The organism is Mesorhizobium opportunistum WSM2075 (genome assembly GCF_000176035.2).
Classification (GTDB): domain Bacteria; phylum Pseudomonadota; class Alphaproteobacteria; order Rhizobiales; family Rhizobiaceae; genus Mesorhizobium; species Mesorhizobium opportunistum.
In genome coordinates this window covers 4,211,467-4,235,531 of record NC_015675.1, presented here as the reverse complement: position 1 = coordinate 4,235,531, position 24,065 = coordinate 4,211,467, and the positions used below count along the sequence as shown (strand labels likewise).

The following is a 24,065-nucleotide window of genomic DNA, read 5'->3' as shown; positions in this document are numbered from 1 at the left end:
GTCTTGTTTGTCGCAATTCCCAGGAAAACCGCTTGGCACTTTTCCTGGAATTGCTTGTGTTCAGAAAATCATGGTCCGGCGGGACGCCAGGATCTTTTGCAGGACGGCGCAGTCGATATCCGCCGGCACCGGGCGTTCGCCAGTGATCAGCGGCAGGAATTCGGTGTCGGGAATGTCGAGGAGCCTCTCATATTGGTCGATCTCCTCGGCCGTCAAGGCGCCGATCTCGGCATCGGCGAAGGTGCCGAGGATCAGATCCATCTCGCGCAAGCCGCGATGCCAGGAGCGGAACAAGAGCTTGCGGCGGTGGACGTCCAGCCCCTCGCTTGATCGTTTCGTTCCGGTCATTGTTGCGCATCCTCACTTGCTGCGGCGCATATAGCGTGGATAGAAGGGGCTGTCAGCCTTGCGCTGCTGCCGTCGCGACATAAGCTGACATCATGCGTCCTTCCATCCTCGACCCCCTCTTTGTCCCGATCACCTCGCTCGCCGGCGTCGGGCCGAAGGTGGGCGCATTGATCGAGAAAGTCGTCGCCGCCGATCTCGGCGATCGCGCGGCGCGCGCCGGCGACCTTCTGTTCGTGCTGCCACATACCGTCATCGACCGCCGCAACCGGCCGGGCATCGCGCTCGCCGCCGAGGGCGCGATCGTAACGCTCGAGGTGCGCATCGACCGTCATCAGCCGCCGCCGCGCGGCAACCGGTCGGTGCCCTACCGGGTCTTTGCCCATGACGATACCGGCGAAATCGGGCTGACCTTCTTCCATGCCCATGCCTCCTATCTCGAAAAGGCGATGCCAGTCGGCGAGCATGTCGTCGTCTCGGGCCGCATGGAATGGTTCAACGGCCGCCCGACCATGGTCCACCCCGACCATATCGCCCTGGCCAGCGAGGCGGAAAACCTGCCGCTGGTCGAACCGGTCTACCCGCTCACCGCGGGGCTGTCCGGCAAGGTGCTGCGCCGGGCGATCGGCCAGGCGCTGGCGCGCCTGCCCGAATTGCCCGAGTGGCAGGATGGCGCCCTCATGCGCCGGCACACCTTTCCGACCTTTGGCGACGCGCTCGCCCGCATCCACAACCCGGCCGATCCGATCGACGTCTCCATCGACGGCGCTGCCTGGCGGCGCCTCGCCTATGACGAATTGCTGGCGGGCCAAGTCTCGCTGGCGCTGGTGCGGGCAAAGATCCGCCGCTTGTCTGGCCGTCCCCTGGTCGGCGACGGCAGCATCGTAGAGAAACTGCGCGCAGCGCTTCCCTATTCGCTGACCGCTTCCCAGGAATTCGCGCTGGCCGAAATCAATGCCGATCTCGCCGACCCCGAGCGCATGCTGCGGCTTCTGCAAGGCGATGTCGGGTCCGGCAAGACGGTCGTCGCGCTGCTTGCCATGGCGCGCGCCGTCGAGGCTGGCGGCCAGGCGGCGTTGATGGCGCCGACCGAAATCCTGGCCCGCCAGCATCTGGCGACGATCGCCCCGCTTGCCGACAGCATAGGCCTGCGCATCGCCATCCTGACCGGGCGCGAGAAAGGCCGCGAACGCGCCGACACGCTGGCCGGCCTGGCCAGCGGCGAGATCGACATCGTCGTCGGCACCCACGCGCTGTTCCAGGAAACGGTGACTTTCGACGACCTGGTGCTGGCCGTCATCGACGAGCAGCATCGCTTTGGCGTCCACCAGCGGCTTGCCATCACCGCCAAGGGCGATGCGCCCGACATGCTGGTGATGACGGCGACCCCCATCCCGCGCACGCTGGTGCTGACCGCCTTCGGTGACATGGACGTGTCGAAATTGACGGAAAAGCCGGCCGGCCGCCAGCCGATCCGAACCGTCACGCTGCCGCTGGAGCGCCTGGACGAACTGGTCGGCCGCATGGAGGACGCCGTCGCCGGCGGCCAGAAGATCTACTGGATCTGTCCGTTGGTCGAAGAGTCCGAAGAGATCAAGCTGATGTCGGCGGAAGATCGTTTCGCCTCGCTGAAGCCGCTGTTCGGCGATCGTATCGGCCTTGTCCATGGCCGCATGAAGGGTGCGGAGAAGGACGAGGCGATGCGCGCTTTCAAGCAAGGCGAGACACGCATCCTGATCGCCACCACGGTCATCGAGGTCGGCGTCGACGTGCCTGATGCCACCGTCATGGTCATCGAGCATGCCGAGCGCTTTGGCCTGGCGCAGTTGCATCAGCTGCGCGGCCGTGTCGGACGCGGCGACAAGCCGTCCTCCTGCGTGCTGCTCTACAAGGATCCGCTCGGCGAGACCGCTAAACGCCGGCTGTCTGTGATGCGCGAGACGGAGGACGGCTTCCTGATCGCCGAGGAAGACCTGAAATTGCGCGGTGAAGGCGAGCTTTTGGGCACCCGCCAGTCCGGCACGCCGGGTTTCCAGGTGGCGCGTATCGAGGCGCATGCCGATCTTCTGGAAGCTGCCCGCGACGATGCAAGGTTGATCCTGTCACGCGACCCCGAACTTCAGTCCGACCGCGGCGAGGCGCTGCGCCTGCTGCTTTACTTGTTCGGACGCGACGAAGCCGTCCGGCTCTTGCGCGCCGGTTGAGCCAAGGCAGCAACCGATGGGTTGGCAAGCATTCCCTCGATCGGCTCACCATTCACGACAACCATTTGCTTGACCTCGGGCGCCACCAGTCCGGCCGAAACGATCAGCTTGGCACCGTCCTCGATCGTCATGTCGAGCAGCACGATGTCCGACTTCGGCACGTACATCAGGAAGCCGGTGGTTGGGTTCGGCGTGCAGGGCATGAACACGGCAATCAGCGGATCGCCTTGCTGATCAAGCTTCTGGTTGATCTCGGTCTCTTTCTCGCTGGCGACGAAGACCAGCGACCAGACACCCTTGCGCGGATACTCGACCAGCCCGACCTGGCGGAACATGTCGCCCTTGTTCGACAGCACGGTCTCGAAAATCTGCTTCAGCGAGCCATAGATGCCGCGCACCAGCGGCATGCGGCCAAGCATGCGCTCACCGAAATTGACGATGGCGCGGCCGACGATGTTGGCCGTCAGGAAGCCGATCAGCGTGATCAGGATTAGGGCGACGATCAGCCCGAAGCCCGGCACAGGGAACGGCAGGTAGGTATCGGGGTTGTAACGCGCTGGAATATAAGGCTTTACCCAGGAATCGACCCAGCCGATGAACGACCAGGCGATATAGGCGGTGATCGCCAGCGGCGCGCAGACGACGAAGCCCGTGAGGAAATAGTTCCTCAGCCGGGTCATGCCAGAAGTCTTCGGAGCGTCGGACATGGTTCACCGGCCGTGGGTTGCAGCGCAACATTAGTGAACAGCAAGGCCGTTTGGAACTGCGAAGTTTTTAAAGGCGCCTGTTTAAAACCCCTACTCCACCGTCACCGATTTCGCCAGATTGCGCGGCTGGTCGACGTCGGTGCCCATGAAGACGGCGGCGAAATAGGCCAGCATCTGGATCGGCAGCGCATAGATGATCGGCGAGATGATTTCGGGCACATCGGGCAGCACGATCGTTTCCATCGTCTTCACGCTTACCTGTGCCGCGCCCTTGCTGTCGGTGATCAGGATGATCTTGCCACCGCGCGCCGCCACTTCCTGCATGTTGGAAACGGTTTTCTCGAAGATGCGGTCATGCGGCGCGATGACGATGACCGGCATGTTCTCGTCGATCAGCGCGATCGGCCCATGCTTCAGCTCGCCGGCGGCATAGCCTTCGGCGTGGATGTAGGAGATTTCCTTGAGCTTCAGCGCGCCTTCCATGGCCAGCGGGAAATTGGTGTCGCGGCCGAGATAGAGCACATCCTTGTAGCGCGACAGTTCGCGTGCGATGCGCTCGATCTGTTCTTCGAGCTTGAGCACCTGGTTGGCATAGCGCGGCGCTTCCGAAAGCGCCCGCACCAGGGTTTTCTCCTGCTCTTTCGAGATCGTACCGCGCGCCACGCCGGCGCGCACCGCAAGCGCGGCCAGCACGGACAACTGGCAGGTGAAGGCCTTGGTCGAGGCGACGCCGATCTCGGGGCCAGCAAGTGTCGGCAGCACGACGTCGGATTCGCGCGCCATGGTCGATTCCCGCACATTGACGACGGCGCCGATCTTCATGCCGGCCTTGCGGCAGTAGCGCAGCGAGGCCAGCGTGTCGGCGGTCTCGCCCGATTGCGAGATGAAGAAAGCGGCATCGTTGGCCGACAGCGGCATTTCGCGGTAGCGGAACTCCGAGGCGACATCGATATCGACCGGCAGCCGCGCATAGCGCTCGAACCAGTATTTGCCGATCAGGCCGGCGAGGTAAGCGGTACCGCAGGCGGAGATCGCCAGCCGGTCGATCTTGGCGAAATCGAAAGGCAGGTCGAGCGGCTTGGAGACGCCGGAGACGAAATCCACATAGTGGGCCAGCGTGTGCGAGATCACCTCGGGCTGCTCATGGATTTCCTTCTCCATGAAATGGCGGCGATTGCCCTTGTCGACCATGAAACTGGTCGACAGCGACTGCTGGCGCTTGCGGGCAACCTTTTTGCCGTCGATGTCGAAGATGGCGACGCTGTCGCGGCGCACCACCGCCCAGTCGCCGTCTTCGAGATAGGTGATCGAATTGGTGAACGGCGCGAGCGCGATGGCGTCCGAGCCCAGGAACATTTCGCCATCGCCATGGCCGACGGCCAGCGGCGGGCCGTTGCGGGCGCCAACGATCAGATCCTCGTCGCCCTTGAACATGATGGCCAGCGCAAAGGCGCCTTCCAGCCGCTTCAGCGCCTGATGGGCGGCCTCGACCGGCTTCAGCCCCTTGGCGAGTTCACGCGCCACCAGGTGGGCGACGACTTCGGTGTCTGTTTGCGACGAGAAAGAATAGCCGTCGCGGATCAGTTCGTCGCGCAATTCGGCGAAATTCTCGATGATGCCGTTGTGGACGATGGCGACGCCGGCGGAAAAATGCGGATGCGCATTGGTCTCGTTGGGCACGCCATGGGTCGCCCAGCGTGTGTGGCCGATGCCGATGGTGCCTTCAAGCGGCTCATCCTTGAGCCGGCGTTCGAGGTTGACCAGCTTGCCCTCGGCGCGCCGGCGGCCAAGCTCACCCTTCTCGACGGTGGCGACTCCGGCCGAGTCATAGCCGCGATACTCAAGTCGCTTCAACGCATCGACAATGAGCGGCGCAACCTGCGAGTGGCCAACGATTCCAACGATACCGCACATGCAGACAGCCCCCAATTCCCCGTGGAAAACCAGCGTTATTTAGGGATAGCCGGTCCGCCGCGGAAGTCACATTGCATTTCGTCCGCTGTAACGGACGCTTCTGCACGCATGCATCATGACATAGCGCACTTGCAATCCGGTTACTGCAATCGTTCAGTTTTTGAAGGCCGGTCTTACTTCTTTTTGGCAGCCGCGGCCGAGGCAAAGCGCTCGCGCAATTCCTTGCCCTTGCCGGGGATCGTCTTCTGGCGCGCCCGACCGAAGGCCAGTGCGTCGTCGGGCACGCTTTCAGTGATGACGCTGCCGGAGGCGATGTATCCACCCTTGCCGATGGTGACCGGCGCCACCAACGAAGAGTTCGAGCCGACAAAAGCGCCCTCGCCGATGTCGGTGAAGAATTTCGAGTAGCCGTCATAGTTGCAGGTGATGGTGCCGGCGCCGATATTGGCGCCCGCGCCGACCCGGGCATCGCCGATATAGGTCAGATGGTTGACCTTGGCGCCCTCCTCGACAACAGCCTGCTTGACCTCGCAGAAATTGCCGACTTTGGCTTTTTCCCGCAGATCGGCGCCCGGCCGCAGCCGTGCGAACGGACCGACATCGCAATTGGCCGCTACAGTTGCGCCTTCGATATGGCTGAAGGCATGGATCTTGGCGCCGCCGGCGATCTTTACGCCTGGACCAAACCAGACATCGGGCTCGACGATCGTGTCGGCACCGATTTCGGTGTCGTGCGAGAAGAAAACAGTCTCCGGCGCGATCAGCGTCACGCCCGAAAGCATCGCCTCGTACCGCCGGCGCTGCTGCCAGATACCCTCGGCTTGCGCCAGTTCGGCGCGGTTGTTGATGCCGAGCGCATTTTCAAAGCTGGCTTCGGTCGCAACCACATCGAGGCCTTGCCCGCTGGCGATCTCGACAATGTCGGTGAGGTAATATTCGCCCTTGGCGTTCGTGTTGCCGACCGCGTCGAGCAGCTTCAGCGCCTGGCTGCCGGCCATCGCCATCAGCCCGCCATTGCAGAATGTGATCTTCTTCTCTTCCTCGCTGCAATCTTTCTCCTCGCGGATGGCGACCAGCTTGCCGCCCTTTTCGATCAGCCGGCCATAGCCAGTTGGATTGGGTGTACGAAAGCCGATGACGACGACGGCAGCGCCTTCCGCCAGCTTCAGTCGCGCCACGGTCAGCGCCCCCGGATCGATCAGCGGCGTGTCACCGAACATCACCAGGACATCGTCGTAACCCCTTGATATCGCTTCGCGCGCGGCCAGCACGGCATGCGCGGTGCCGAGCCGTTTTTCCTGGACGAAGATCTCTGCTTTAGGCGCGAATTTCGCCGCCGCCTTGCGCATTTCCTCCGCCCCATGGCCGATCACCAGCGCCTGGTCGCCGGCTCCGGCGGCTTCGGCCGCCTTCGCCACATGCGCGACCATCGGCAGGCCCGCGATCTGGTGCAGCACCTTCGGCAGTGCACTCTTCATGCGCGTGCCTTCGCCGGCGGCGAGGATGATCGACAGGCAGGATCTCTGGCTCATGGAAGGACAACCATATGAAAGCGTTGGGAATCAAAACATGCTAGCAGTGGCGCCATGCTGGACCAATGCGGTTAAATTCCGGTGAGATGGCGGAGCAGATGACTCTTGATCAGCGGGGCTTGAGACGGAATCCGACAGTCAGCACACCTACAACAGGCCATGTTTCCTGAATTCCGCCTGCTCGTCGCCTGATATCCAGCCAAACACCTTCAGCTTGCCATCGCGCTTTTCGACGAGATAGTTGATCGCAAAGTCGATGGTCACGGGACTCCCGTCCTTGCGTTCATAATCACCGGACCAGCTTACCTCAGCCACGCAATGGTCCTGGTCGATAGGTGTCACAGAGACATCCTTACAGGTCATCCTCTTGCTGCCGAGGGCACGATAGGCCTCAAAACCCTTTTTCATGATGGCCTTCAACTGCTGGCCATTCTCGCCGACCATGACCGCGGCCGGCGTCACCGAGACAAAACCAGCCGAATACATGTCCGCGACGTCGTTGGGATCGACGGTGTCGGCGATCGCGTCATTGTAGACCTTCTCATAGGCCTTGAAGAACTTTCGCACATCCGCCTTGGCTACCATTCTCGCCTCCCGGCTCGAAAAAAGTGTCGGTCAATGGCACTGCAAATGCAGGCCGCCATGCATCGTTCCCGTGCTGAAGTGGACTACCCCAGCCGTCCGAGCACCGGAAAATTCTCCAGCAACCAGTAGGAGACGGCCTGCACGCCACCGGTGAGGAAAAACACGCCGGCGACGACCAGCAGCGCGCCGATCGCCTTTTCGACGCGGCCGAGATGGACGCGGAATTTGCCGAGGAAACGCATGAAGGCGCCGGAAAACAGCGCCGCGATCAGGAACGGTATGCCAAGCCCAAGCGAATAGGCGGCGAGCAGCAGCGCGCCCTCGCCCACGGTTTCGCGCCCACCGGCCAGCGTCAGGATCGGCCCCAGCACCGGGCCGATGCAAGGTGTCCAGCCGAAGGCAAACGCCAGTCCCATGACATAGGCGGCGACAGCGCTTGCCGGCTTGCCCTGCGACTGGAAGCGCGCCTCGCGCGACAACAGCGGAATGCGCAGGATGCCGAGGAAATTCAGGCCCATCAGGATGATCAGCACGCCAGCGCCCATCGCCAGCGGCTCCTGCCAGACGCGCAGCAGCCGGCCGATGGTCGAGGCGCCGGCGCCGAGTGCCACGAACACGGTCGAGAAACCGAGCACGAAGGCAATCGAGGAGTAGAGCAGCGCGCCGCGCGTGCCTTCACGCGCCGTCGCACCCGCATTGCCGCGAAAATCGTCGACCGAGACGCCGGCCATGTAGCAGAGATAGGGCGGCACCAGCGGCAGCACGCACGGCGACAGGAACGAGATGGCGCCCGCCCCGACCGCGCTGACATAGCCGATGTCCAATGCCATTCCAAAGCCCTGCTGTTTCGGCGACGATACCGTTTTGGCGCCGATATAGCGAAGCCCTGGCCTGTGCGCCAATCACCAATGTGTGGCAACCAGTCGCTGTTCGGGCAATCTCCCTGACCCCACCCAACTAAGTACGACCGAACCGAGGGAATTGTTACTAGGCAGCCAAGCCCCGGCTACCGATGTCCCACAAGCCCTTTCGGGAAGAACCTCCGGCCGGCAGGCGTTGACACAACGAGACCGCGATTTCCCGCGCGTCTCCACATATCAGGGAGGTTTCCATGAAAATCATAACCGCAGGGCTGGCCGCACTTCTGCTCAGCACCGCCGCATCCTTCGCCGCCGAGGCGTGGAAGGAAGCCGACGTCGGCGGCACCAAGATCTACACCGATGCCAAGGGCATGACGCTTTACACTTATGACAAGGACAGCAAGGGCAAGTCGAACTGCTACGACAAATGCGCCGCCAACTGGCCGCCGCTGAAGGCCGCGGCCAGCGCCAAGGCGGACGACGAATGGAGCGTTGTCAAACGCACCGACGGCACCAAGATGTGGGCCTATGACGGCAAGCCGGTCTACACCTTCGTCAAGGACAAGAAGGCTGGCGACATGAGCGGTGACGGTGTCGCCGGCGTCTGGCACATCGTCAAGGCCGACTGAGCCTCCTTCCCGCTTCCCGCCTGTTGGCGGGGCATCAGCTGGTCGCCGGGCATCCTTCGATACCGCCGGCGGCCGGCCTCATGATCGAGGACGGCACTCCTCGACTCATCGAAACGAGGCCCGGTCGTTTTCGCCAATTTGCGACCATCGTCTCTCCTCGGCCAATTCTGTGATTTTCTCCATACACTCTAAGAGTGTATTGCTGCCGGCATCTCCGCAATTTGGGCGCTTCCCCTTGACCGGATGCGAAAGCGCGGCCATGTGAGCGGCAACAGGAACGAGATTTCGTCGCGCGCAGCGGAATTCTTCTGGCGCATCACAGCTGAATAAGAGACCTCATGGACGTCGTCGTCGTCGAATCGCCGGCCAAGGCAAAGACAATCAACAAATACCTCGGCAAGAACTACAAGGTTCTGGCCTCGTTCGGCCATGTCCGCGATCTGCCGGCCAAGGACGGCTCGGTGCGTCCGGACGAGGATTTCGCCATGTCCTGGGCGGTCGACACCGCTTCGGGCAAGCGCCTCGCCGACATCGCCAAGGCAGTCAAGGATGCCGATGGCCTGATCCTCGCCACCGACCCGGATCGCGAGGGCGAAGCCATCTCCTGGCACGTGCTGGAAGTGCTGAAGCAGAAGCGTGCGCTGAAGGACAAGCCGGTCAGCCGTGTCGTCTTCAACGCCATCACCAAGTCGTCGGTGCTGGAAGCGATGGCCAATCCGCGCCAGATCGATGCGCCGCTGGTCGATGCCTATCTGGCCCGCCGGGCGCTCGATTATCTCGTCGGCTTCACGCTGTCGCCGGTTCTGTGGCGCAAATTGCCGGGCGCCCGCTCGGCGGGCCGCGTCCAGTCGGTGGCGTTGCGCCTTGTCTGCGACCGCGAATCCGAGATCGAGCGCTTCATCCGCGAGGAATATTGGCAGATCGCCGCCATCCTCGGCACGCCCCGTAACGAGGCTTTCGAAGCCCGGCTCACCGCGTTCGAGCGCAAGAAGCTGCAGAAGCTCGATATTTCCAACAAGGCGCAGGCCGACGACGTCAAGGCGATGCTCGAGGGGGCCGCCTTCAAGGCGCTGTCCGTCGAAGCCAAGCCGACCAAGCGCAATCCGGGCCCGCCCTTCACCACCTCGACGCTGCAACAGGCGGCTTCTTCGGGCCTCGGCTTCTCCGCTACCCGCACCATGCAGGTGGCGCAGCGGCTCTATGAAGGCATGGAGATCGGCGGCGAAACCACCGGCCTGATCACCTATATGCGAACCGACGGCGTGCAGATGGCGCCGGAAGCGATCGACGCTGCCCGCGATGCGATCGCCAAGGAATTCGGTCCGAAATACCTGCCGGAAAAGCCGCGCGTTTACACAACAAAGGCCAAGAACGCCCAGGAAGCGCACGAGGCGATCCGTCCGACGGATTTCATGCGCACCCCGGCATCGGTCAGGCAGTACCTCGATTCCGACCAGATGCGGCTCTATGAGCTGATCTGGAAGCGCGCCATCTCCAGCCAGATGCAGCCGGCCGAGATCGAGCGGACCACCGTCGAGATCGAGGCGGTAAACGGCTCGCGCACCGCCGAGCTTCGCGCCGTCGGTTCCGTCGTCCGCTTCGACGGCTTCATCGCCGCCTACACCGACCAGAAGGAAGACGACGCGGAGGACGAGGAAAACCGCCGCCTGCCCGAGATCCGTGTCGGCGAGCAGCTCGCCCGCCAGGCGATCAACGCCACCCAGCACACGACCGAGCCGCCGCCTCGCTACTCCGAGGCGACGCTGATCAAAAAGCTGGAAGAGCTCGGCATCGGCCGCCCGTCGACCTACACCGCGATCCTGAAGACGCTCGAAGACCGTGACTATGTCACGATCGACAAGCGCCGGCTGGTGCCGCAGGCCAAGGGTCGCCTGCTGTCCGCCTTCCTGGAAAGCTTCTTCGAGCGCTATGTCGAATACGACTTCACCGCCTCGCTCGAGGAAAAGCTCGACGAGATTTCCGACGGCAAGCTCGCCTGGAAGGACGTGCTGCGCGACTTCTGGAAGGATTTTTCCGGCGCCGTCGCTGATATCAAGGAACTGCGCGTCACCGACGTGCTCGATGCGCTGAACGAGGAACTGGCGCCGCTGGTGTTTCCCGCGCGGGAAGACGGCTCGAACCCGCGCATCTGCCCGAAATGCGGCACCGGCAATCTGTCGCTCAAGCTCGGCAAGTTCGGCGCTTTCGTCGGCTGTTCGAACTATCCGGAATGCTCCTTCACCCGCCAGCTCGGCGACGCCGCCAACCCGAATGGCGAGAATGGCGGCGGCGAGGACGGCACCAAGGTGCTCGGCAAGGATCCTTACACGGCCGAGGAAATCACGCTGCGCTCAGGCCGCTTCGGCCCCTACATCCAGCGCGGCGACGGCAAGGAAGCCAAGCGCTCCAGCCTGCCCAAGGGTTGGACACCCGAATCCATCGACCATGAAAAGGCGCTGGCACTGCTGTCATTGCCGCGCGATGTGGGAAAACATCCCGAATCTGGCAAGATGATCTCGGCCGGGCTCGGCCGTTATGGTCCGTTCGTGCTGCATGACGGCACCTACGCCAATGTCGACAGCATCGAGGACGTGTTCTCGATCGGCCTCAACCGCGCCGTCACCGTGATTGCCGAGAAGCAATCGAAGGCCAAGGGCGGCCGCAACGGCGGCACCGCCGCTGCCTTGAAAGAGCTCGGCGACCATCCGGACGGCGGTGGCAAGATCGTCGTTCGCGACGGCAAATACGGGCCTTACGTCAATTTCGGCAAGGTCAACGCCACGCTGCCCAAGGGCAAGGATCCGCAATCGGTGACGATCGAGGATGCGCTGGCGCTGATCGCCGAGAGAGAAGCCAAGGGCGGCGGCGGCAAGAAGCCGTTCCGCAAGGCAGCGTCCCCGGCAACCAAGAAAGCGGCGACCAAGAAGCCGGCCGCGAAGAAAAAAGGATAGGACGGCGTGGCGCGCAAGATCACCGGAAGAAGCCACGGCGATCCGCGCACCGCCGACACCAGGGCCAAGGTCAAGGACGACTACCGGCCCTCGCGTGACGAGATCCTGCGCTACATCGCCGAAAATCCCGATCGCGCCGGAAAGCGCGACATCGCCAAGGCGTTCGCCTTGCGCGGCGACGACCGCATCTGGCTGAAGGACATTTTGCGTGACCTGCAGGACGAAGGTGTCCTGACCAAGGAGCGCAAGGGGCTGGCCCGCGTCGGCGCCCTGCCCCACGTCACGGTCCTCGATATTTTCGACCGTGACGCCGACGGCGTGCTGTTGGCGCGTCCCATCGAACACACGGCCAATGGACCGCCGCCCATCGTTTCCATCCGCCTGTCGCGCAGTGGTGGTGGACCAGCGCCCGGCATCGGCGACCGCGTGCTGGCCAAGACCTTTCCCGCCGACGAGACGAATGTCGCCCTGGGCGGCCCTGCCTATACCGGCAGGGTGATGAAGATCTTCGAGAAACGCACCGATGCCGTTCTCGGCGTCTTCCGCGTGCTCAAGGACGGCACCTTTCGCATCGAACCGGTGGAACGGCGCCAGCCGGAACTGATCGTCGACAAGGAATTCCAGAACGGCGCCAAAAACGGCGATCTGGTTGAGGTCGAGCCCGCGCGCGCCTCGCGCTACGGTCTGCCCCACGCCAAGGTGCTCAATGTGCTGGGTTCGCTGACCAGCGAAAAGGCGGTCTCGATGATCGCCATTCACGCCCACGACATTCCCCACATTTTCCCGGCCGACGTCATCGCCGAATCCGAGGCCGTCAAGCCGGCGACGCTCGATCACCGCGAGGACTGGCGAGACCTGCCGCTGGTCACCATCGACCCGGCCGACGCCAAGGACCATGACGACGCCGTCTTCGCCACGCCGGACCTCGATGAGAAGAATCCGGGCGGCGTGATCGCCACCGTCGCGATCGCCGATGTCGCCGCTTATGTGCGCTATGGCACTGCGCTCGACCGCGAAGCGCTGAAGCGCGGCAATTCGGTCTATTTCCCCGATCGCGTCGTGCCGATGCTGCCCGAACGCATTTCCAACGATCTCTGTTCGTTGCGCGAGGGCCAGGACCGCCCGGCGCTGGCGGTGCGCATGACCTTCGCCGCCGACGGCCACAAGATCAGGCACTCCTTCCATCGCATCATGATGAAATCGGCGGCGAAGCTCGCCTACCCGCAGGCGCAGGCGGCGATCGACGGCGTGCCGGACGGCAAGACCGGCCCGATCCTCGACACGGTGCTGAAGCCGCTGTGGGACGCCTATGCGATCCTGAAGCGCGGACGTGACGGCCGCCAGCCGCTCGAACTCGACCTGCCGGAGCGCAAGATCCTGCTCAAGCCGGACGGCACGGTCGACCGCGTCATCGTGCCCGAACGGCTCGATGCCCACAAGCTCATCGAAGAATTCATGATCCAGGCCAATGTCGCCGCCGCCGAGTCGCTCGAGGCGAAGAAGCAGGCGCTGGTCTATCGCGTCCACGACGCGCCATCGCTCGCCAAGCAGGAATCGCTGCGCGAATTCCTGCAGACGCTGGGGCTGTCGCTGGCGCGCGGCGCGCAGATGCGGCCCAGCCAGTTCAACGGCATCCTGGAGCGCGTGCGCGGCGCCGACAATGAAGGGCTGGTCAACGAAGTGGTGCTGCGTTCGCAGAGCCAGGCCGAATATTCGCCTGGGAATATCGGCCATTTCGGCCTGAACCTCAGGCGCTACGCCCATTTCACCTCGCCGATCCGCCGCTATGCCGACCTCATCGTGCATCGCGGACTTATCGCCGCACTCAGCCTCGGCCCGGGCGGGCTGACGCGCGACGAAGAAGCCCGGCTCGAAGACGTCGCTGTGCTGATCTCCGGCACGGAACGCCGCGCAATGGCTGCCGAACGCGATACGGTCGACCGGCTGATCGCCGCCTATCTTGCCGAGCGCATCGACGACCGCTTCGACGCCCGCATCTCCGGCGTCACCAAATCGGGACTATTTGTCCAATTGCCGCAGTATGGCGCCGATGGTTTCATCCCGGTGTCAACTCTGGGCGGCGATTACTATATATACGACGAAGCGGCCCGCTCCCTGTTTGGAGAACGCTCGGGTAAAGGCTACCAGCTCGCGGATCGGGTCGAGGTCCGGCTCGTCGAGGTGGCACCGATGGCCGGCGCGATGCGCTTCGAGATGTTGACCGACCCGAAGCCCCTGCCAGGCTCCGTCAAGTCGTTTCACAAGGCCAAGGGCCGCGCCCGCGCATCGCAATCGCGACCGGGTTCGCGCGGCAGGAGACGATGATGCCAAAAGAATTAGGGATGCAAGAACAGGTTTTCGGCGGCGAACATCATTCGGGCCGCGTTGCCCGCCCATTGTGGACGGCGATGAAGCGCGGCCTGCTGGGCCGTTGCCCGAATTGCGGCGAAGGCAAGCTGTTCCGCGGCTTCACCAAGACCGTCGAGACCTGCAGCGTCTGCGGCGAGGAGATCCACCACCATCGCGCCGACGACCTGCCCGCCTATCTGGTCATCGTCATTGTCGGCCACATCATTCTCGGTGCCTTCATGGGTGTGGAAGCGACGTCGACCTTGTCGACCTGGCAGCACATCGTCATCTGGGTGCCCTTGACCATCCTTTTGTCGGTTGCGCTGCTGCAGCCTGTCAAAGGTGCCGTCATCGGACTGCAATGGGCGTTCTATATGCACGGATTCGGTGGCGAAAAGGATGCAATCGAGCCGCATCCCGGGGCCTGAGGTGCAGGCTGGCGCAATACGCCAATGGTCAAGGCCACTTTCGCATGCAAGAAGTTTCCGCTAGGTCGTGCGCATGGATGGTATGACCAAGGCGCAAGTCGATGGGATCGAGCGGAGCATGGTCGCCCATAGCGATCGGCCGATACGTCCGCGCGATGCCGCGACCCTGATCCTTCTCGACCGCAAGGGCGATGAGGTGCTGGTGCTGATGGGCCGCCGCCACGCCGGCCATGCCTTCATGCCCGGAAAATTCGTTTTTCCCGGTGGCCGCACCGACCCTGCCGACAGCCGCATCCCGGTCGCCGCCGCGTTGCACGCTGAGCAGGAAGCAAAGCTGCTTGCCGGTCCCGGTCGCACGAGCGCGGCGCGCGCCCGCGCCATCGCCCTGTCGGCGATCCGCGAGACCTATGAGGAAGCCGGGCTGCTGATCGGCCGTAAAGGCGTCTTCGCCACCGCCAGGCGCGATTGGCAAGGCTTTGCCGAACATGGCGTGCAGCCCTCCCTGGACATGCTGCGCTTTATCGCGCGGGCCATCACCCCGCCCAACCGGGTGCGCCGCTTCGATACGCGCTTCTTCAGCGCCTGGCGCGACGATGTCGCCGTCGAATTGGCTGGCGGCGGCCCGACCAACGAACTCGAGGAACTGGTCTGGCTGCCGCTTGCCAAGGCAAGGGAAGCCGACATCCCCGACATCACGCGAATGATCCTGGACGAGCTGGAAAAGCGCCTCGCCCATGATCCGCTGCTGCGTCCGGGCGGTTCCGTCCCCTTCTACCGGCTTGTCGGCAACCGCTTCACCCGCGAACTTCTCTAGAGCACTTCCAGGAAAAGCGTGACGCGGTTTTCGTCCGGAATTGCCTAAGATCAAAAAGACAGAGTATTCAGCATCTCATGACGGTCGATACCCAACAACAGGGCGACGAACGCGTACATTGGCTGCCGATGGTGGCGGCGATCTCGTCGATCAGCGTCGTCGGCATCGCCATCGGCCTCGGCATGCCGTTGCTCAGCGTCATCCTGGAAACGCGCGGCCATTCGGCTTCGATGATCGGCCTCAACACGGCCGTCGCCGGCCTGGCTTCGATCGCGGGCGCCCCGCTGGCCACGCCGCTCGCCATGCGCTTTGGTGTCGCCTGGACCATGATCGCGATGATCGCCGCCGGCGCGCTGGCCTTCGTCGGCTTTCACTTCGCGCCTGATTTCTGGATGTGGTTTCCGCTGCGCATCGTGCTGCACATCGCGCTGACGGTGCTGTTCATCCTGTCGGAGTTCTGGATCAGCACCTCGGCGCCGCCGCACCGGCGCGGTCTGGTCCTTGGCATATACGCCACCGTCCTGTCGCTCGGCTTTGCCGCCGGGCCGTGGTTGTTCGCCCATCTCGGCAGTTCCGGCTTCAGGCCGTTCGGCGTCATCATCGCGCTGGTGACGCTGGCCGCGATACCGGTGCTGGCCGCGCGCAACGAGAGCCCGAGCATTGTAGCCGATGGCGAAACCAGCAATTTCCTGCGCTATATCTGGCTGGTGCCGTCGGCGACCGCCGCGGTCCTGGTCTTCGGCGCCGTCGAGACCGGCGGCTTCGCGCTGTTTCCGGTCTACGGCAACCGCATCGGCTATTCCGAAGCAGACGCGGCACTGCTGCTGACCATGATCGGTCTCGGCAACGTTTTGCTGCAGATCCCGATCGGCATGATCAGCGACCGCGTCAGCGACCGCCGCTATCTGCTGCTCGCCTGCGCCACCGTCGGCCTCGTCGGCACCGTCTTCATGCCTTTCTTTGCGCAGAATTGGCATCTGATGGCCGCCCTTCTGTTTGTCTGGGGCGGTGTGGTCGCGGCCATGTACACGATCGGCCTTGCCCATCTCGGCTCGCAGCTTTCCGGCCATGAACTGGCATCCGCCAACGCCGCCTTCGTGCTTTGTTACGGCGTCGGCATGGTGCTCGGTCCACAGGCGATCGGCATCGGCATGGATGCATTCGGCCCGTCCGGCTTCGGTTGGTCGCTCGGCCTGTTCTTCGGCGCCTACATCGCCCTGGTCTGCTTCAGGCTGATCCGCAAGATCCTCCTGTAGCCTCGCACCGGCCGGAACCCCTTGTCCGCCCCGGAGGCACGATGCTGACAGAACCTTGTCAGGAGCACCCGGTTAAAAGAGTGTCCCCAAAACATCCGAAGTTGAGGACACTCCCATGATCGACAGCGGCTTTGAAACCACATCCCTGCGCATGACGCTTCTGCTGCTTGTGAGCTTCCAGGCTCCGGCCGCCGATGTCGACCGCATCATGGACGCGGTGGTGGCGCTCGCCCCGCTGGCCATGGGCAAGTACGACCGCAACGCCTATCAGTCCGCGCACGGCATCGAGCGCTACAGGCCGCTTGACGGGGCAGCGGCCGGCGCCGAAACAGAACTGCGCCGCCGCCCAGGCACGGTCGAGGTTTCATTCGAACTGCCCGACGACCAGGCGCTGGCTGCCCGCGTCGTCGAAGCGATTTTCCAGGCGCACTCCTATCAGGAGCCGGTGATCCGCATCCAGCCGATCCTTGCCAGCAGGTCCAAGGGGCTGGACGACCGCGCCAACCCGAATCGCTGGTGGAACACGACCGGAGACTGGAAGAAGGTTGCGGCGGTTAAGGAAGAAGCATAAAGCGGCCTTCCCTTCTCCCCTTGTGGGAGAAGGTGGCCTCGCGAAGCGAGGTCGGATGAGGGGTGTTCCAGCTTGGCGCCGACGGCACCCCGTTACCCACCCCTCAACCGTCTCGGCGCTGCGCGCCGATCCACCTTCTCCCACAGGGGGAGAAGGAAGAGAGGGTATCGCCGGGCTTGACTTTCCGGGCACGTTCTTTATGTGTCGCGCCAAGTTTCCCGCGTCCGGGTGTTTTCCCGTGCTCCAGCGGCCAAAACCCCACGAACATAACGGACTGATATCATGGCCAAAGCCGCAAACATCAAGATCAAGCTTCTGTCGACCGCCGACACCGGTTTCTTCTACGTGACCAGCAAGAACAGCCGCACCAAGACCGACAAGCTGTCGTTCCGCAAGTACGACCCGGTCGCCAAGAAGCACGTCGAATTCAAGGAAACCAAGATCAAGTAATCTGGGTTTTCCCTTTGCAAACAGGAACGCCGCCCGATGGGCGGCTTTTTTGTTTGCAAGGCAGGGGCAGCAGACCGAAGTACCCCAGCCCCGGCCGATTGCTTCAACCTACGCGGTCGCCGCTTTTCGGGTCGAACAGATGCAGCGCCGCCGGATCGGCCGCCAGCCGCACGGTGTCGCCGGGCTTGACGCCGGCACGGCCCATGGCAAAGACGCAAAGCTGCTGGTTGGCCAGCTTGACGTAGAATTGCGTCGACAGGCCGAGCGGTTCCACCACCCCCACCTCGCCTTGCAGCGCACCGTCGTCGTCCAGCCTGATGTGCTCGGGCCGCAGACCCACAGTGACGGCGACGCCGTCATCGAGCGGCAGTCCGTCCGGCAGTCGCAGTGCCTGGCCGTCGGCTAGCACGGCGTCCGACTTCCCGCCCTTGCGGACCGTCGCCGGCAAGAAATTCATGCCGGGCGAGCCGATGAAGCCCGCAACGAACATGTTGGCCGGGCGATCGTAGAGATCGAGCGGCGCGCCGACCTGCTGGATCAGCCCGTCATGCATCACGACGATGCGGTCGGCCATGGTCATGGCCTCGATCTGGTCGTGGGTGACGTAGACCGAGGTCGTCTTCAACTGCTGGTGCAGTGCCTTGATCTCGGCCCGCATATGGACGCGTAGCTTGGCGTCTAGGTTCGACAGCGGCTCGTCGAACAGGAAGACCTTGGGGTCGCGTACAATGGCGCGGCCCATGGCGACGCGCTGGCGCTGGCCGCCGGACAGTTGCCGCGGCAGGCGCTGCAAGAAGGTGTCCAGGCCCAGCCGTTTGGCCGCTCCATCCACCCGCGCATCGATCGCCGGCTTCTCGGCTTTGCGCAGCATCAGGCTGAAGCCCATGTTCTTCGACACGTCCATATGCGGATAGAGCGCATAGGACTGGAACACCATGGCGATGTCGCGGTCCTTGGGCGCCACATCGTTGACCAGCCGCTCGCCGATGCGGATCTCGCCGCCGGAAGCCTCCTCCAGCCCGGCGATCATGCGCAGCAAAGTCGACTTGCCGCAGCCGGACGGGCCAACCAGCACGACGAACTCGCCATCGGCGATTTCAAGATCGACCGCATGCAGGACGCGGACAGCGCCATAATCCTTGCGGACTTTTTCGAGTGTGACAGAGGCCATCGATCTATCCTTTGACGGCACCGGCGGTCAGACCGGTGACGAGATAGCGTTGCAGGAAGGCGAAGAAGATGCAGACCGGGATCAGCGCCAGGATCGACGCCGCCATCATCTGCCCCCAGTCGACGGCGAACTTGCCGATGAAGGTCAGCAGGCCGACAGCGAAGGTCTTCTGGTCGTCACTGGAGATCAGCATCAAGGCGAACAAAAGCTCGCTCCAGGCGGCGGTGAAGACGAAGCCCAGCGTCGCACCCATGCCGGGCAGCGTCAGCGGCACGATCACCTTGCGCATCGCCTGCGCACGGGTGCAGCCGTCGATCATCGCCGCTTCCTCCAAATCCTTGGGGATGCCGTCGAAGAACGACTGCATCAGGAAGGTGGCAAAGGCGGTGTTGAAGGCGGTGTAGATGATGATCAGCCCGGTCAGGCTGTTGATCAGGCCGATCTGCCCCATGACGCGGTAGATCGGCGGAATGACCATCACCAGCGGAAAGGTCTGGGTCAGAAGCAGCATCAGCGCCAGTGCCGCCTTGCCGCGAAAGGTGAAGCGCGACATGGCATAGCCGGCGAGCGTCGCGATGACCGTCACCAGGGCTGCCGTCGATACCGAGACGATGACGCTGTTGAGGAAATAGCGCGGGAAATCGGTGGCCTCGAGCACGGTGACGAAATTCTGCAACGTCATTTGCGAAGGCCAGAAGGTGATTCCTTCGGAATAGAGGAGCCGCTCCGGCGTGACCGATATCTTCAGCGTCCAGTAGATCGGGAACAGGGCGAAGATCACGTAGGCGGCGATGGCGGCGTAGAGGCCGATGCCACCGAAGAAGCGCTGCGAGGCTGAGCGTCCGGCGATCATCAGACGTGCCTCACCAGGGAGCGGCGGATGGCGATCAGCGCGATCGCATAGGCAATCAATAGCACGAGCAGCAGCACGGCCACCGCCGAGGCATAGCCCTTGTCCAGCGACTTGAAGGCGCTGACATAGATGTAGACCGGCACCGTGTTGGTCGAGCCGGCCGGCCCGCCCTCGGTCATGACGAAGATCAGGTCGGCGAAGGTGGCGATCCAGATGGTGCGCAACATCACGGTGATGGCAATGGTCGGCGCCAGGAACGGCAATGTCACCTTGGTGAAGCGCTGCCAGGGCGAGGCGCCGTCGATTGCCGCCGCCTCATGCAGTTCCGACGGGATCGATTTCAGCGCCGCCAGCAAGGTAATGGCGAAGAACGGGATGCCGAACCAGATATTGGCGACGATCGGCCCCCACATCGCGGTCGAGGGATCGGACAGCACGTTGGTCGGCTCGGCCTTTAGCCCCAAGGCGAACAGCCAGTGCGGCAGCGGACCGATGATCGGGTTGAACAGCCAGGCCCAGGTCAGGCCGGAGAGGAAGGACGGCACCGCCCAGGGCAGGAAGACCAGCGCCTGCACCGCCTTGCGGCCCCGAAACGGCTTGTCGAGCAGCAACGCCAGGCCAAGGCCGAGGAAGAACTGGAAGAACAGGCTGGCGACCGTCCACCACAGCGTGTTGACCAGCGCCTGCCCCAGCACCTGGTCCGAGAGCATCGCCTGGTACTGGCCGAGGCCGACATATTCCGACTTGAAGGCGGAGAATTTACGGAACGAATAGCTGATGCCGATGACCAGCGGCACCAAAAGCACCACGACCAGCAGGATGATCGCCGGACTGAGATAGAGCCAGGGCTCGATAGCGGCATGCGACAGCCGCTTCTTTCGAGGCTTGCCGACGGATCGTATTTCGGACACGGCATAGGTCATTGGGTGAGGATCGGCTCCCTGGAGCAGCGGATGGACAATGAGCGGGGAGAAGTGCCGGTTCACCCTCCGAAGCTGCAGCGCAGCGGCTGCGAAGGATGGGCAGGCAGATGAGGGGCAGCGCAAAGTAGGCAAAACTACCGCCGCCCCTCATCCGTCACTTCGTGACACCTTCTCTCCGTGAACGGGAGAAGGAAAGAACGCGCTTATTTCTTGTTCTTCGCCATCCAGTCCTGCTGTTCCTTGGTCAGGAAGGCAGCCCACTGGTCGGCGACGTCCTTGGCGGTCTTCTGGCCGAGCAGCACTTCCTGGAAGTTCTTGATCGCCACCTGGTCGACGAAGTTGCCGAGGTTCTCCAGATGCGTCGGCGGCGTCACCATCTCATATTTGGAGCTGTCGCTGAGCTCGGTAAACCAGCCCTTGAACTGCTCGGTCTTGAAATGGGGATCCTGGTCGGCGCCGTTGTGGATCGGGACGACACCGACTTCCTTGGCCCATTCCAGATTGTCCTTCGGCGACAGCAGCGTCGACATCAGCTTCCAGGCATCGTCCTTGTGCTGGGAATTGGCGAACATCGCCCAGCCGGCATAGCCAAGCGTCGGATACGATTTGCCACTCGGCCCGACGGGAAGCGGCGCCACCGCGAAATCGTCGGCGCTCATCTTGTCGGCGATGCCGAGCAGCGCGTCGGGGTCCTGGTTGAGCATGGCGCAGGTGCCGGAATAGAAGCCGGTGACGGTTTCGTTGAAGCCCCAGCTCACCGCGTCTTTCGGCGCCAGGCCGTCCTTGTACATGTCAGCCAGCATCTGCAGGCCCTTGACCGATCCCTCTTCGTTGATGGTCGAGGTGCCGTCCTCGTTGAAGTAGCCGCCCTTGCCCTGAGCGATGTTCATGAACATGTGCATGCCGTTGAAAGCGCCCGGCCCGCCGCGCAGGCAGTAGCCGTATTTGCCCGGAATGGCCGAAATCTTCTTGGAGTCGGCGACGAATTCGTCGAGCGTCGCCGGCGGGCCGTCCAGACCTGCCTCCTTGAACAGCTTCTTGTTCCAGAACAGCGCGTTCACATAGTAGCCGTAGGGGATCATGAACTGGGTGTTGTTGACGGTCGAGCCGAACTGCTTGGCGCGGTCGCCCAGCGTCTTGGCGTCGTCCCATTTGGCCATGTAGGGGCCGAGATCCTCGAGCTGGGCATTGTTTGCATAGAGGCCCATCCAGCGTTCCGGCATCTCGACCACGTCGGGCGTGTCGCCGGCCTGCACCATGGTCAGGAATTTTTCGAAGGCCTGGCCCCAGGGCAGCGAGATCAGCTCGACCTTGACGCCGGGATTGGCTGCTTCGAACTCGGCGATCTGCTTCTTCAGGAATTCGGTGCGCGGCGGGCTGGTGATGACTTCGACCATCTTCAGGGTCGAATCGGCCAGCGCGCCGCCGGCGGAAATCGCCAGCCCCGCAACGGTGGCAAGCATGACGGTCAGTTTTTTCATGTTCAAGACTCCCATTTTGAACCCGCTTGTTACTTTCTGGCTTTTTCGAAGGCCTGGGCCACGTCGGCCCACAGGTCTTCGACACTTTCCAATCCGACATTGAAGCGGATGGTTCGGGGGCTGACGCCGAAGCGCGCCATCGAATTCAGTCCCGGCGTCTGTTCCAGCGACGCCTTGGCTGGCACGACCAGGCTCTCATGGCCGCCCCAGCTGACGCCGATGCGGAAAAGCTTCAGCGCATCGACGAAGATCGGGATGTCGATATCCTCCGTCACCTCGAAGGAGAACAGGCCGGCATAGCCGGCCAGCGTCGCCTTGCCCGGATGGTTGGAATAGGCCGGATGGTTGACGCGTTCGACATTGGCATGCGCCTTCAGCCGGTCGGCGATGGTCAGGCCGCTCTTCATATGATGCGGCAGGCGCAGCGGCAGCGTGCGCAAGCCGCGCAGCAGCAGCCAGGCCTCGAACGGCGACAGCTTGCCGCCGAGATAGGAATAGGTCTGCTCGTTGATGTGCTTGACGTGGGCGGCCGAACCCGCCACCACGCCGGCGACGGTGTCGCTATGGCCGCCAAGATATTTCGAAGCCGAATGCAGCACCAGATCGACGCCGTGCGAGATCGGCTTCTGAAACACCGGCGTTGCCCAGGAATTGTCGATGGTTGTGATGATGCCCTGCTCCCTGGCCAGCCGGGTCAGGTGTGGCAAATCCTGCAGCTCGAACAGCATCGAGGTCGGGCTCTCCAGATAAAGCAGCTTGGCCCCGGGAAGAGCTGCGGCGACCGCGTCCGGATCGGAGCCGTCGACATAGTCGACCTTGATGTTGAGCCGCGGCAGAAGACGCTCGAACAGCCGGTAGGCATCGCCGTAGCAGTTGCGCACCGCGACGATACGCTCACCCGCCCCGACGAAGGCAAGCACCGTGGCGCTGATCGCGGCCATGCCGCTGGAAAAGCCGCGCGCGGCCTCGGCGCCCTCGAGTGCGGCGACGCGGGCCTCGAACTCCATCACCGTCGGATTGTCGCCGCGCGAATAGATCGGCTGCTTTCGTTTGCCGGCAAAGGTGTCGGCCATTTCGGCATAGTTGGCGAAGGTGAACAATGAGGTCTGGTAGATCGGCGGCACCACCGCGCCACCGGGGAACGGTTCGTCGTGCGCCAGGAGCGTCGCCGCCTCGGCGAGATAGTCGTACTCGAAAGCGGTCAGGTGCTCGTTCATGTCTGGCTCGAAAGTTTGAGTTTGGCGGCACCGCGCTTGAGATCGTCCTCGACGGTGGCGATCAGCTTGAGCGCCTCGGCGCGAGCGCCTTGGGGGTCGCGCGCGGCGATGCATTCGTAGATGGTGCGATGATAGGGGAAGCTGGCATGGCCGAAGTCGCGCACGCCAAGCGGGTGCTCCCAGAAGCGATGGAACAGCTCGTGCATGGCGGCGATGATCTGTTCGAACAGCGGGTTGCCGGAGACCCGGTAGACCGCCTGGTGGAACTCCCAGTCTTCTTCCGAGGACATGCCGTCGCGGGTGCGAAACGCCTGCTCCATAATGTCGAGCTTGCGCTCGATCTCGGCGATGTCGGCCGGACTTGCGCGCTCGGCGCACAATGCGGCAGCCTCGGCCTCCAGCGCGCGACGGATCTCCAGCGTCTGCATCAGGCTGGTGAAGTCGTTGCCGCCCGCGAGCGTCAGCGGCATGTGCAGCATGTCGGGTGACACCGCCGCCTTGAGATAAGTGCCGCTGCCTTGCCGGCGCTCGACGAGGCCGAGCCCCTCCCACCGCGTCAGCGCCTCGCGCACCGTGTTGCGGCTGACCTTGAGCCGTTCGGCCAAGATACGCTCGGTCGGAAGCCGCTCGCCCGGCTGCAGGGCCTCGGCACGAACAAAGCCCACCAACGCCTTCAGCACGGCGTCATCGCGCGCCGTCGTCTGAATGGGTGGCAGGCTGTTCTGGTCCACAAATCCTCCCGAAGCGCACACAAGTGGTCCAATGGTCCAACCAATTTCTGCATGGATGGAAACTCCTGTCAATCACTTGTCAGGAGACCACCCA

The 24,065-nt window shown here is 63.3% G+C and carries 21 protein-coding genes; 9 read left to right on the top strand and 12 right to left on the bottom strand.

Annotated features, from left to right (window positions below; all coding sequences use genetic code 11):
- Nucleotides 1-60 precede the first annotated feature (60 nt).
- Nucleotides 61-348: a succinate dehydrogenase assembly factor 2 gene (locus tag MESOP_RS20385; protein ID WP_013895230.1), complete on the bottom strand. Its 288-nt coding sequence runs from the start codon at nt 346-348 to the stop codon at nt 61-63.
- Between the two features lie 92 nt (nt 349-440).
- Here MESOP_RS20385 and recG point away from each other — a divergent pair, with 92 nt between their 5' ends.
- On the top strand, nt 441-2,549 hold the full coding sequence (recG, locus tag MESOP_RS20380) for an ATP-dependent DNA helicase RecG (protein ID WP_013895229.1): 2,109 nt from the start codon (nt 441-443) through the stop codon (nt 2,547-2,549).
- Here the strand turns inward: recG and MESOP_RS20375 are convergent.
- The 5 genes from MESOP_RS20375 to MESOP_RS20355 form a co-directional block, all read right to left on the bottom strand.
- On the bottom strand, nt 2,501-3,256 hold the full coding sequence (locus tag MESOP_RS20375; RefSeq protein ID WP_013895228.1) for a DUF502 domain-containing protein: 756 nt from the start codon (nt 3,254-3,256) through the stop codon (nt 2,501-2,503). The genes recG and MESOP_RS20375 overlap by 49 nt on opposite strands.
- A 90-nt stretch (nt 3,257-3,346) precedes the next feature.
- On the bottom strand, nt 3,347-5,170 hold the full coding sequence (glmS, locus tag MESOP_RS20370) for a glutamine--fructose-6-phosphate transaminase (isomerizing) (RefSeq protein ID WP_013895227.1): 1,824 nt from the start codon (nt 5,168-5,170) through the stop codon (nt 3,347-3,349).
- 173 nt (nt 5,171-5,343) lie between these two features.
- Nucleotides 5,344-6,702: a bifunctional UDP-N-acetylglucosamine diphosphorylase/glucosamine-1-phosphate N-acetyltransferase GlmU gene (gene glmU / locus MESOP_RS20365; RefSeq protein ID WP_013895226.1), complete on the bottom strand. Its 1,359-nt coding sequence runs from the start codon at nt 6,700-6,702 to the stop codon at nt 5,344-5,346.
- A gap of 147 nt (nt 6,703-6,849) precedes the next feature.
- Complete coding sequence (locus tag MESOP_RS20360) at nt 6,850-7,287, bottom strand: DUF6841 family protein (protein WP_013895225.1); 438 nt, start codon at nt 7,285-7,287, stop codon at nt 6,850-6,852.
- A gap of 83 nt (nt 7,288-7,370) precedes the next feature.
- Nucleotides 7,371-8,117: a cytochrome c biogenesis CcdA family protein gene (locus MESOP_RS20355; protein ID WP_013895224.1), complete on the bottom strand. Its 747-nt coding sequence runs from the start codon at nt 8,115-8,117 to the stop codon at nt 7,371-7,373.
- A 281-nt stretch (nt 8,118-8,398) separates the two neighbouring features.
- On the opposite strand from MESOP_RS20355, the gene MESOP_RS20350 reads away from it, so the two are divergent.
- From MESOP_RS20350 to rpmG, 8 genes are all read left to right on the top strand, one after another.
- Nucleotides 8,399-8,776: a COG4315 family predicted lipoprotein gene (locus MESOP_RS20350; protein ID WP_013895223.1), complete on the top strand. Its 378-nt coding sequence runs from the start codon at nt 8,399-8,401 to the stop codon at nt 8,774-8,776.
- Nucleotides 8,777-9,114: 338 nt separating this feature from the next.
- Nucleotides 9,115-11,727: a type I DNA topoisomerase gene (gene topA / locus MESOP_RS20345; protein WP_013895222.1), complete on the top strand. Its 2,613-nt coding sequence runs from the start codon at nt 9,115-9,117 to the stop codon at nt 11,725-11,727.
- 6 nt (nt 11,728-11,733) lie between these two features.
- Nucleotides 11,734-14,052, top strand: a complete 2,319-nt coding sequence (gene rnr / locus MESOP_RS20340; protein WP_013895221.1) for a ribonuclease R — start codon at nt 11,734-11,736, stop codon at nt 14,050-14,052.
- Nucleotides 14,052-14,504 (top strand): DUF983 domain-containing protein, encoded by a 453-nt coding sequence (locus MESOP_RS20335; RefSeq protein WP_013895220.1) that lies wholly within the window; start codon nt 14,052-14,054, stop codon nt 14,502-14,504. The genes rnr and MESOP_RS20335 overlap by 1 nt, the downstream gene beginning before the upstream one ends.
- A 73-nt stretch (nt 14,505-14,577) precedes the next feature.
- Entirely contained in the window at nt 14,578-15,318 is a 741-nt protein-coding gene (locus tag MESOP_RS20330) for an NUDIX hydrolase (protein WP_013895219.1), read from the top strand.
- Between the two features lie 77 nt (nt 15,319-15,395).
- Complete coding sequence (locus MESOP_RS20325; protein ID WP_013895218.1) at nt 15,396-16,574, top strand: MFS transporter; 1,179 nt, start codon at nt 15,396-15,398, stop codon at nt 16,572-16,574.
- A 115-nt stretch (nt 16,575-16,689) separates the two neighbouring features.
- Nucleotides 16,690-17,145, top strand: coding sequence for a YqfO family protein (locus tag MESOP_RS20320; protein WP_013895217.1), 456 nt, complete (start codon nt 16,690-16,692; stop codon nt 17,143-17,145).
- 282 nt (nt 17,146-17,427) lie between these two features.
- Complete coding sequence (rpmG, locus tag MESOP_RS20315; protein ID WP_006201775.1) at nt 17,428-17,595, top strand: 50S ribosomal protein L33; 168 nt, start codon at nt 17,428-17,430, stop codon at nt 17,593-17,595.
- A gap of 103 nt (nt 17,596-17,698) precedes the next feature.
- Here the strand turns inward: rpmG and MESOP_RS20310 are convergent, their stop codons facing one another.
- The 6 genes from MESOP_RS20310 to MESOP_RS20285 all read right to left on the bottom strand — a co-directional run bounded on the left by MESOP_RS20310 (nt 17,699) and on the right by MESOP_RS20285 (nt 23,971).
- Nucleotides 17,699-18,766, bottom strand: a complete 1,068-nt coding sequence (locus MESOP_RS20310) for an ABC transporter ATP-binding protein (protein ID WP_013895216.1) — start codon at nt 18,764-18,766, stop codon at nt 17,699-17,701.
- 4 nt (nt 18,767-18,770) lie between these two features.
- Nucleotides 18,771-19,619: a carbohydrate ABC transporter permease gene (locus MESOP_RS20305; protein WP_013895215.1), complete on the bottom strand. Its 849-nt coding sequence runs from the start codon at nt 19,617-19,619 to the stop codon at nt 18,771-18,773.
- Entirely contained in the window at nt 19,619-20,542 is a 924-nt protein-coding gene (locus MESOP_RS20300; protein WP_013895214.1) for a carbohydrate ABC transporter permease, read from the bottom strand. Before MESOP_RS20300 ends, MESOP_RS20305 begins: the two co-directional genes overlap by 1 nt.
- A gap of 203 nt (nt 20,543-20,745) precedes the next feature.
- Nucleotides 20,746-22,023, bottom strand: coding sequence for an ABC transporter substrate-binding protein (locus MESOP_RS20295; protein ID WP_013895213.1), 1,278 nt, complete (start codon nt 22,021-22,023; stop codon nt 20,746-20,748).
- 29 nt (nt 22,024-22,052) lie between these two features.
- Nucleotides 22,053-23,240 (bottom strand): PLP-dependent transferase, encoded by a 1,188-nt coding sequence (locus MESOP_RS20290; RefSeq protein ID WP_013895212.1) that lies wholly within the window; start codon nt 23,238-23,240, stop codon nt 22,053-22,055.
- A complete protein-coding gene (locus MESOP_RS20285) occupies nt 23,237-23,971 on the bottom strand; it encodes a FadR/GntR family transcriptional regulator (RefSeq protein WP_013895211.1) in 735 nt (244 codons plus the stop codon). Before MESOP_RS20285 ends, MESOP_RS20290 begins: the two co-directional genes overlap by 4 nt.
- Nucleotides 23,972-24,065 lie beyond the last annotated feature (94 nt).

Coding starts and splice junctions, on each gene's coding strand:
- MESOP_RS20330 (WP_013895219.1), top strand. CDS start 14,578: ATGGATGGTATGACCAAGGCGCAAGTCGATGGGATCGAGCGGAGCATG.
- MESOP_RS20385 (WP_013895230.1), bottom strand. CDS start 348: ATGACCGGAACGAAACGATCAAGCGAGGGGCTGGACGTCCACCGCCGC.
- MESOP_RS20335 (WP_013895220.1), top strand. CDS start 14,052: ATGCCAAAAGAATTAGGGATGCAAGAACAGGTTTTCGGCGGCGAACAT.
- MESOP_RS20310 (WP_013895216.1), bottom strand. CDS start 18,766: ATGGCCTCTGTCACACTCGAAAAAGTCCGCAAGGATTATGGCGCTGTC.
- MESOP_RS20305 (WP_013895215.1), bottom strand. CDS start 19,619: ATGATCGCCGGACGCTCAGCCTCGCAGCGCTTCTTCGGTGGCATCGGC.
- MESOP_RS20325 (WP_013895218.1), top strand. CDS start 15,396: ATGACGGTCGATACCCAACAACAGGGCGACGAACGCGTACATTGGCTG.
- glmU (WP_013895226.1), bottom strand. CDS start 6,702: ATGAGCCAGAGATCCTGCCTGTCGATCATCCTCGCCGCCGGCGAAGGC.
- MESOP_RS20355 (WP_013895224.1), bottom strand. CDS start 8,117: ATGGCATTGGACATCGGCTATGTCAGCGCGGTCGGGGCGGGCGCCATC.
- MESOP_RS20350 (WP_013895223.1), top strand. CDS start 8,399: ATGAAAATCATAACCGCAGGGCTGGCCGCACTTCTGCTCAGCACCGCC.
- glmS (WP_013895227.1), bottom strand. CDS start 5,170: ATGTGCGGTATCGTTGGAATCGTTGGCCACTCGCAGGTTGCGCCGCTC.
- MESOP_RS20320 (WP_013895217.1), top strand. CDS start 16,690: ATGATCGACAGCGGCTTTGAAACCACATCCCTGCGCATGACGCTTCTG.
- recG (WP_013895229.1), top strand. CDS start 441: ATGCGTCCTTCCATCCTCGACCCCCTCTTTGTCCCGATCACCTCGCTC.
- MESOP_RS20290 (WP_013895212.1), bottom strand. CDS start 23,240: ATGAACGAGCACCTGACCGCTTTCGAGTACGACTATCTCGCCGAGGCG.
- MESOP_RS20295 (WP_013895213.1), bottom strand. CDS start 22,023: ATGAAAAAACTGACCGTCATGCTTGCCACCGTTGCGGGGCTGGCGATT.
- MESOP_RS20375 (WP_013895228.1), bottom strand. CDS start 3,256: ATGTCCGACGCTCCGAAGACTTCTGGCATGACCCGGCTGAGGAACTAT.
- MESOP_RS20300 (WP_013895214.1), bottom strand. CDS start 20,542: ATGACCTATGCCGTGTCCGAAATACGATCCGTCGGCAAGCCTCGAAAG.
- rpmG (WP_006201775.1), top strand. CDS start 17,428: ATGGCCAAAGCCGCAAACATCAAGATCAAGCTTCTGTCGACCGCCGAC.
- MESOP_RS20360 (WP_013895225.1), bottom strand. CDS start 7,287: ATGGTAGCCAAGGCGGATGTGCGAAAGTTCTTCAAGGCCTATGAGAAG.
- topA (WP_013895222.1), top strand. CDS start 9,115: ATGGACGTCGTCGTCGTCGAATCGCCGGCCAAGGCAAAGACAATCAAC.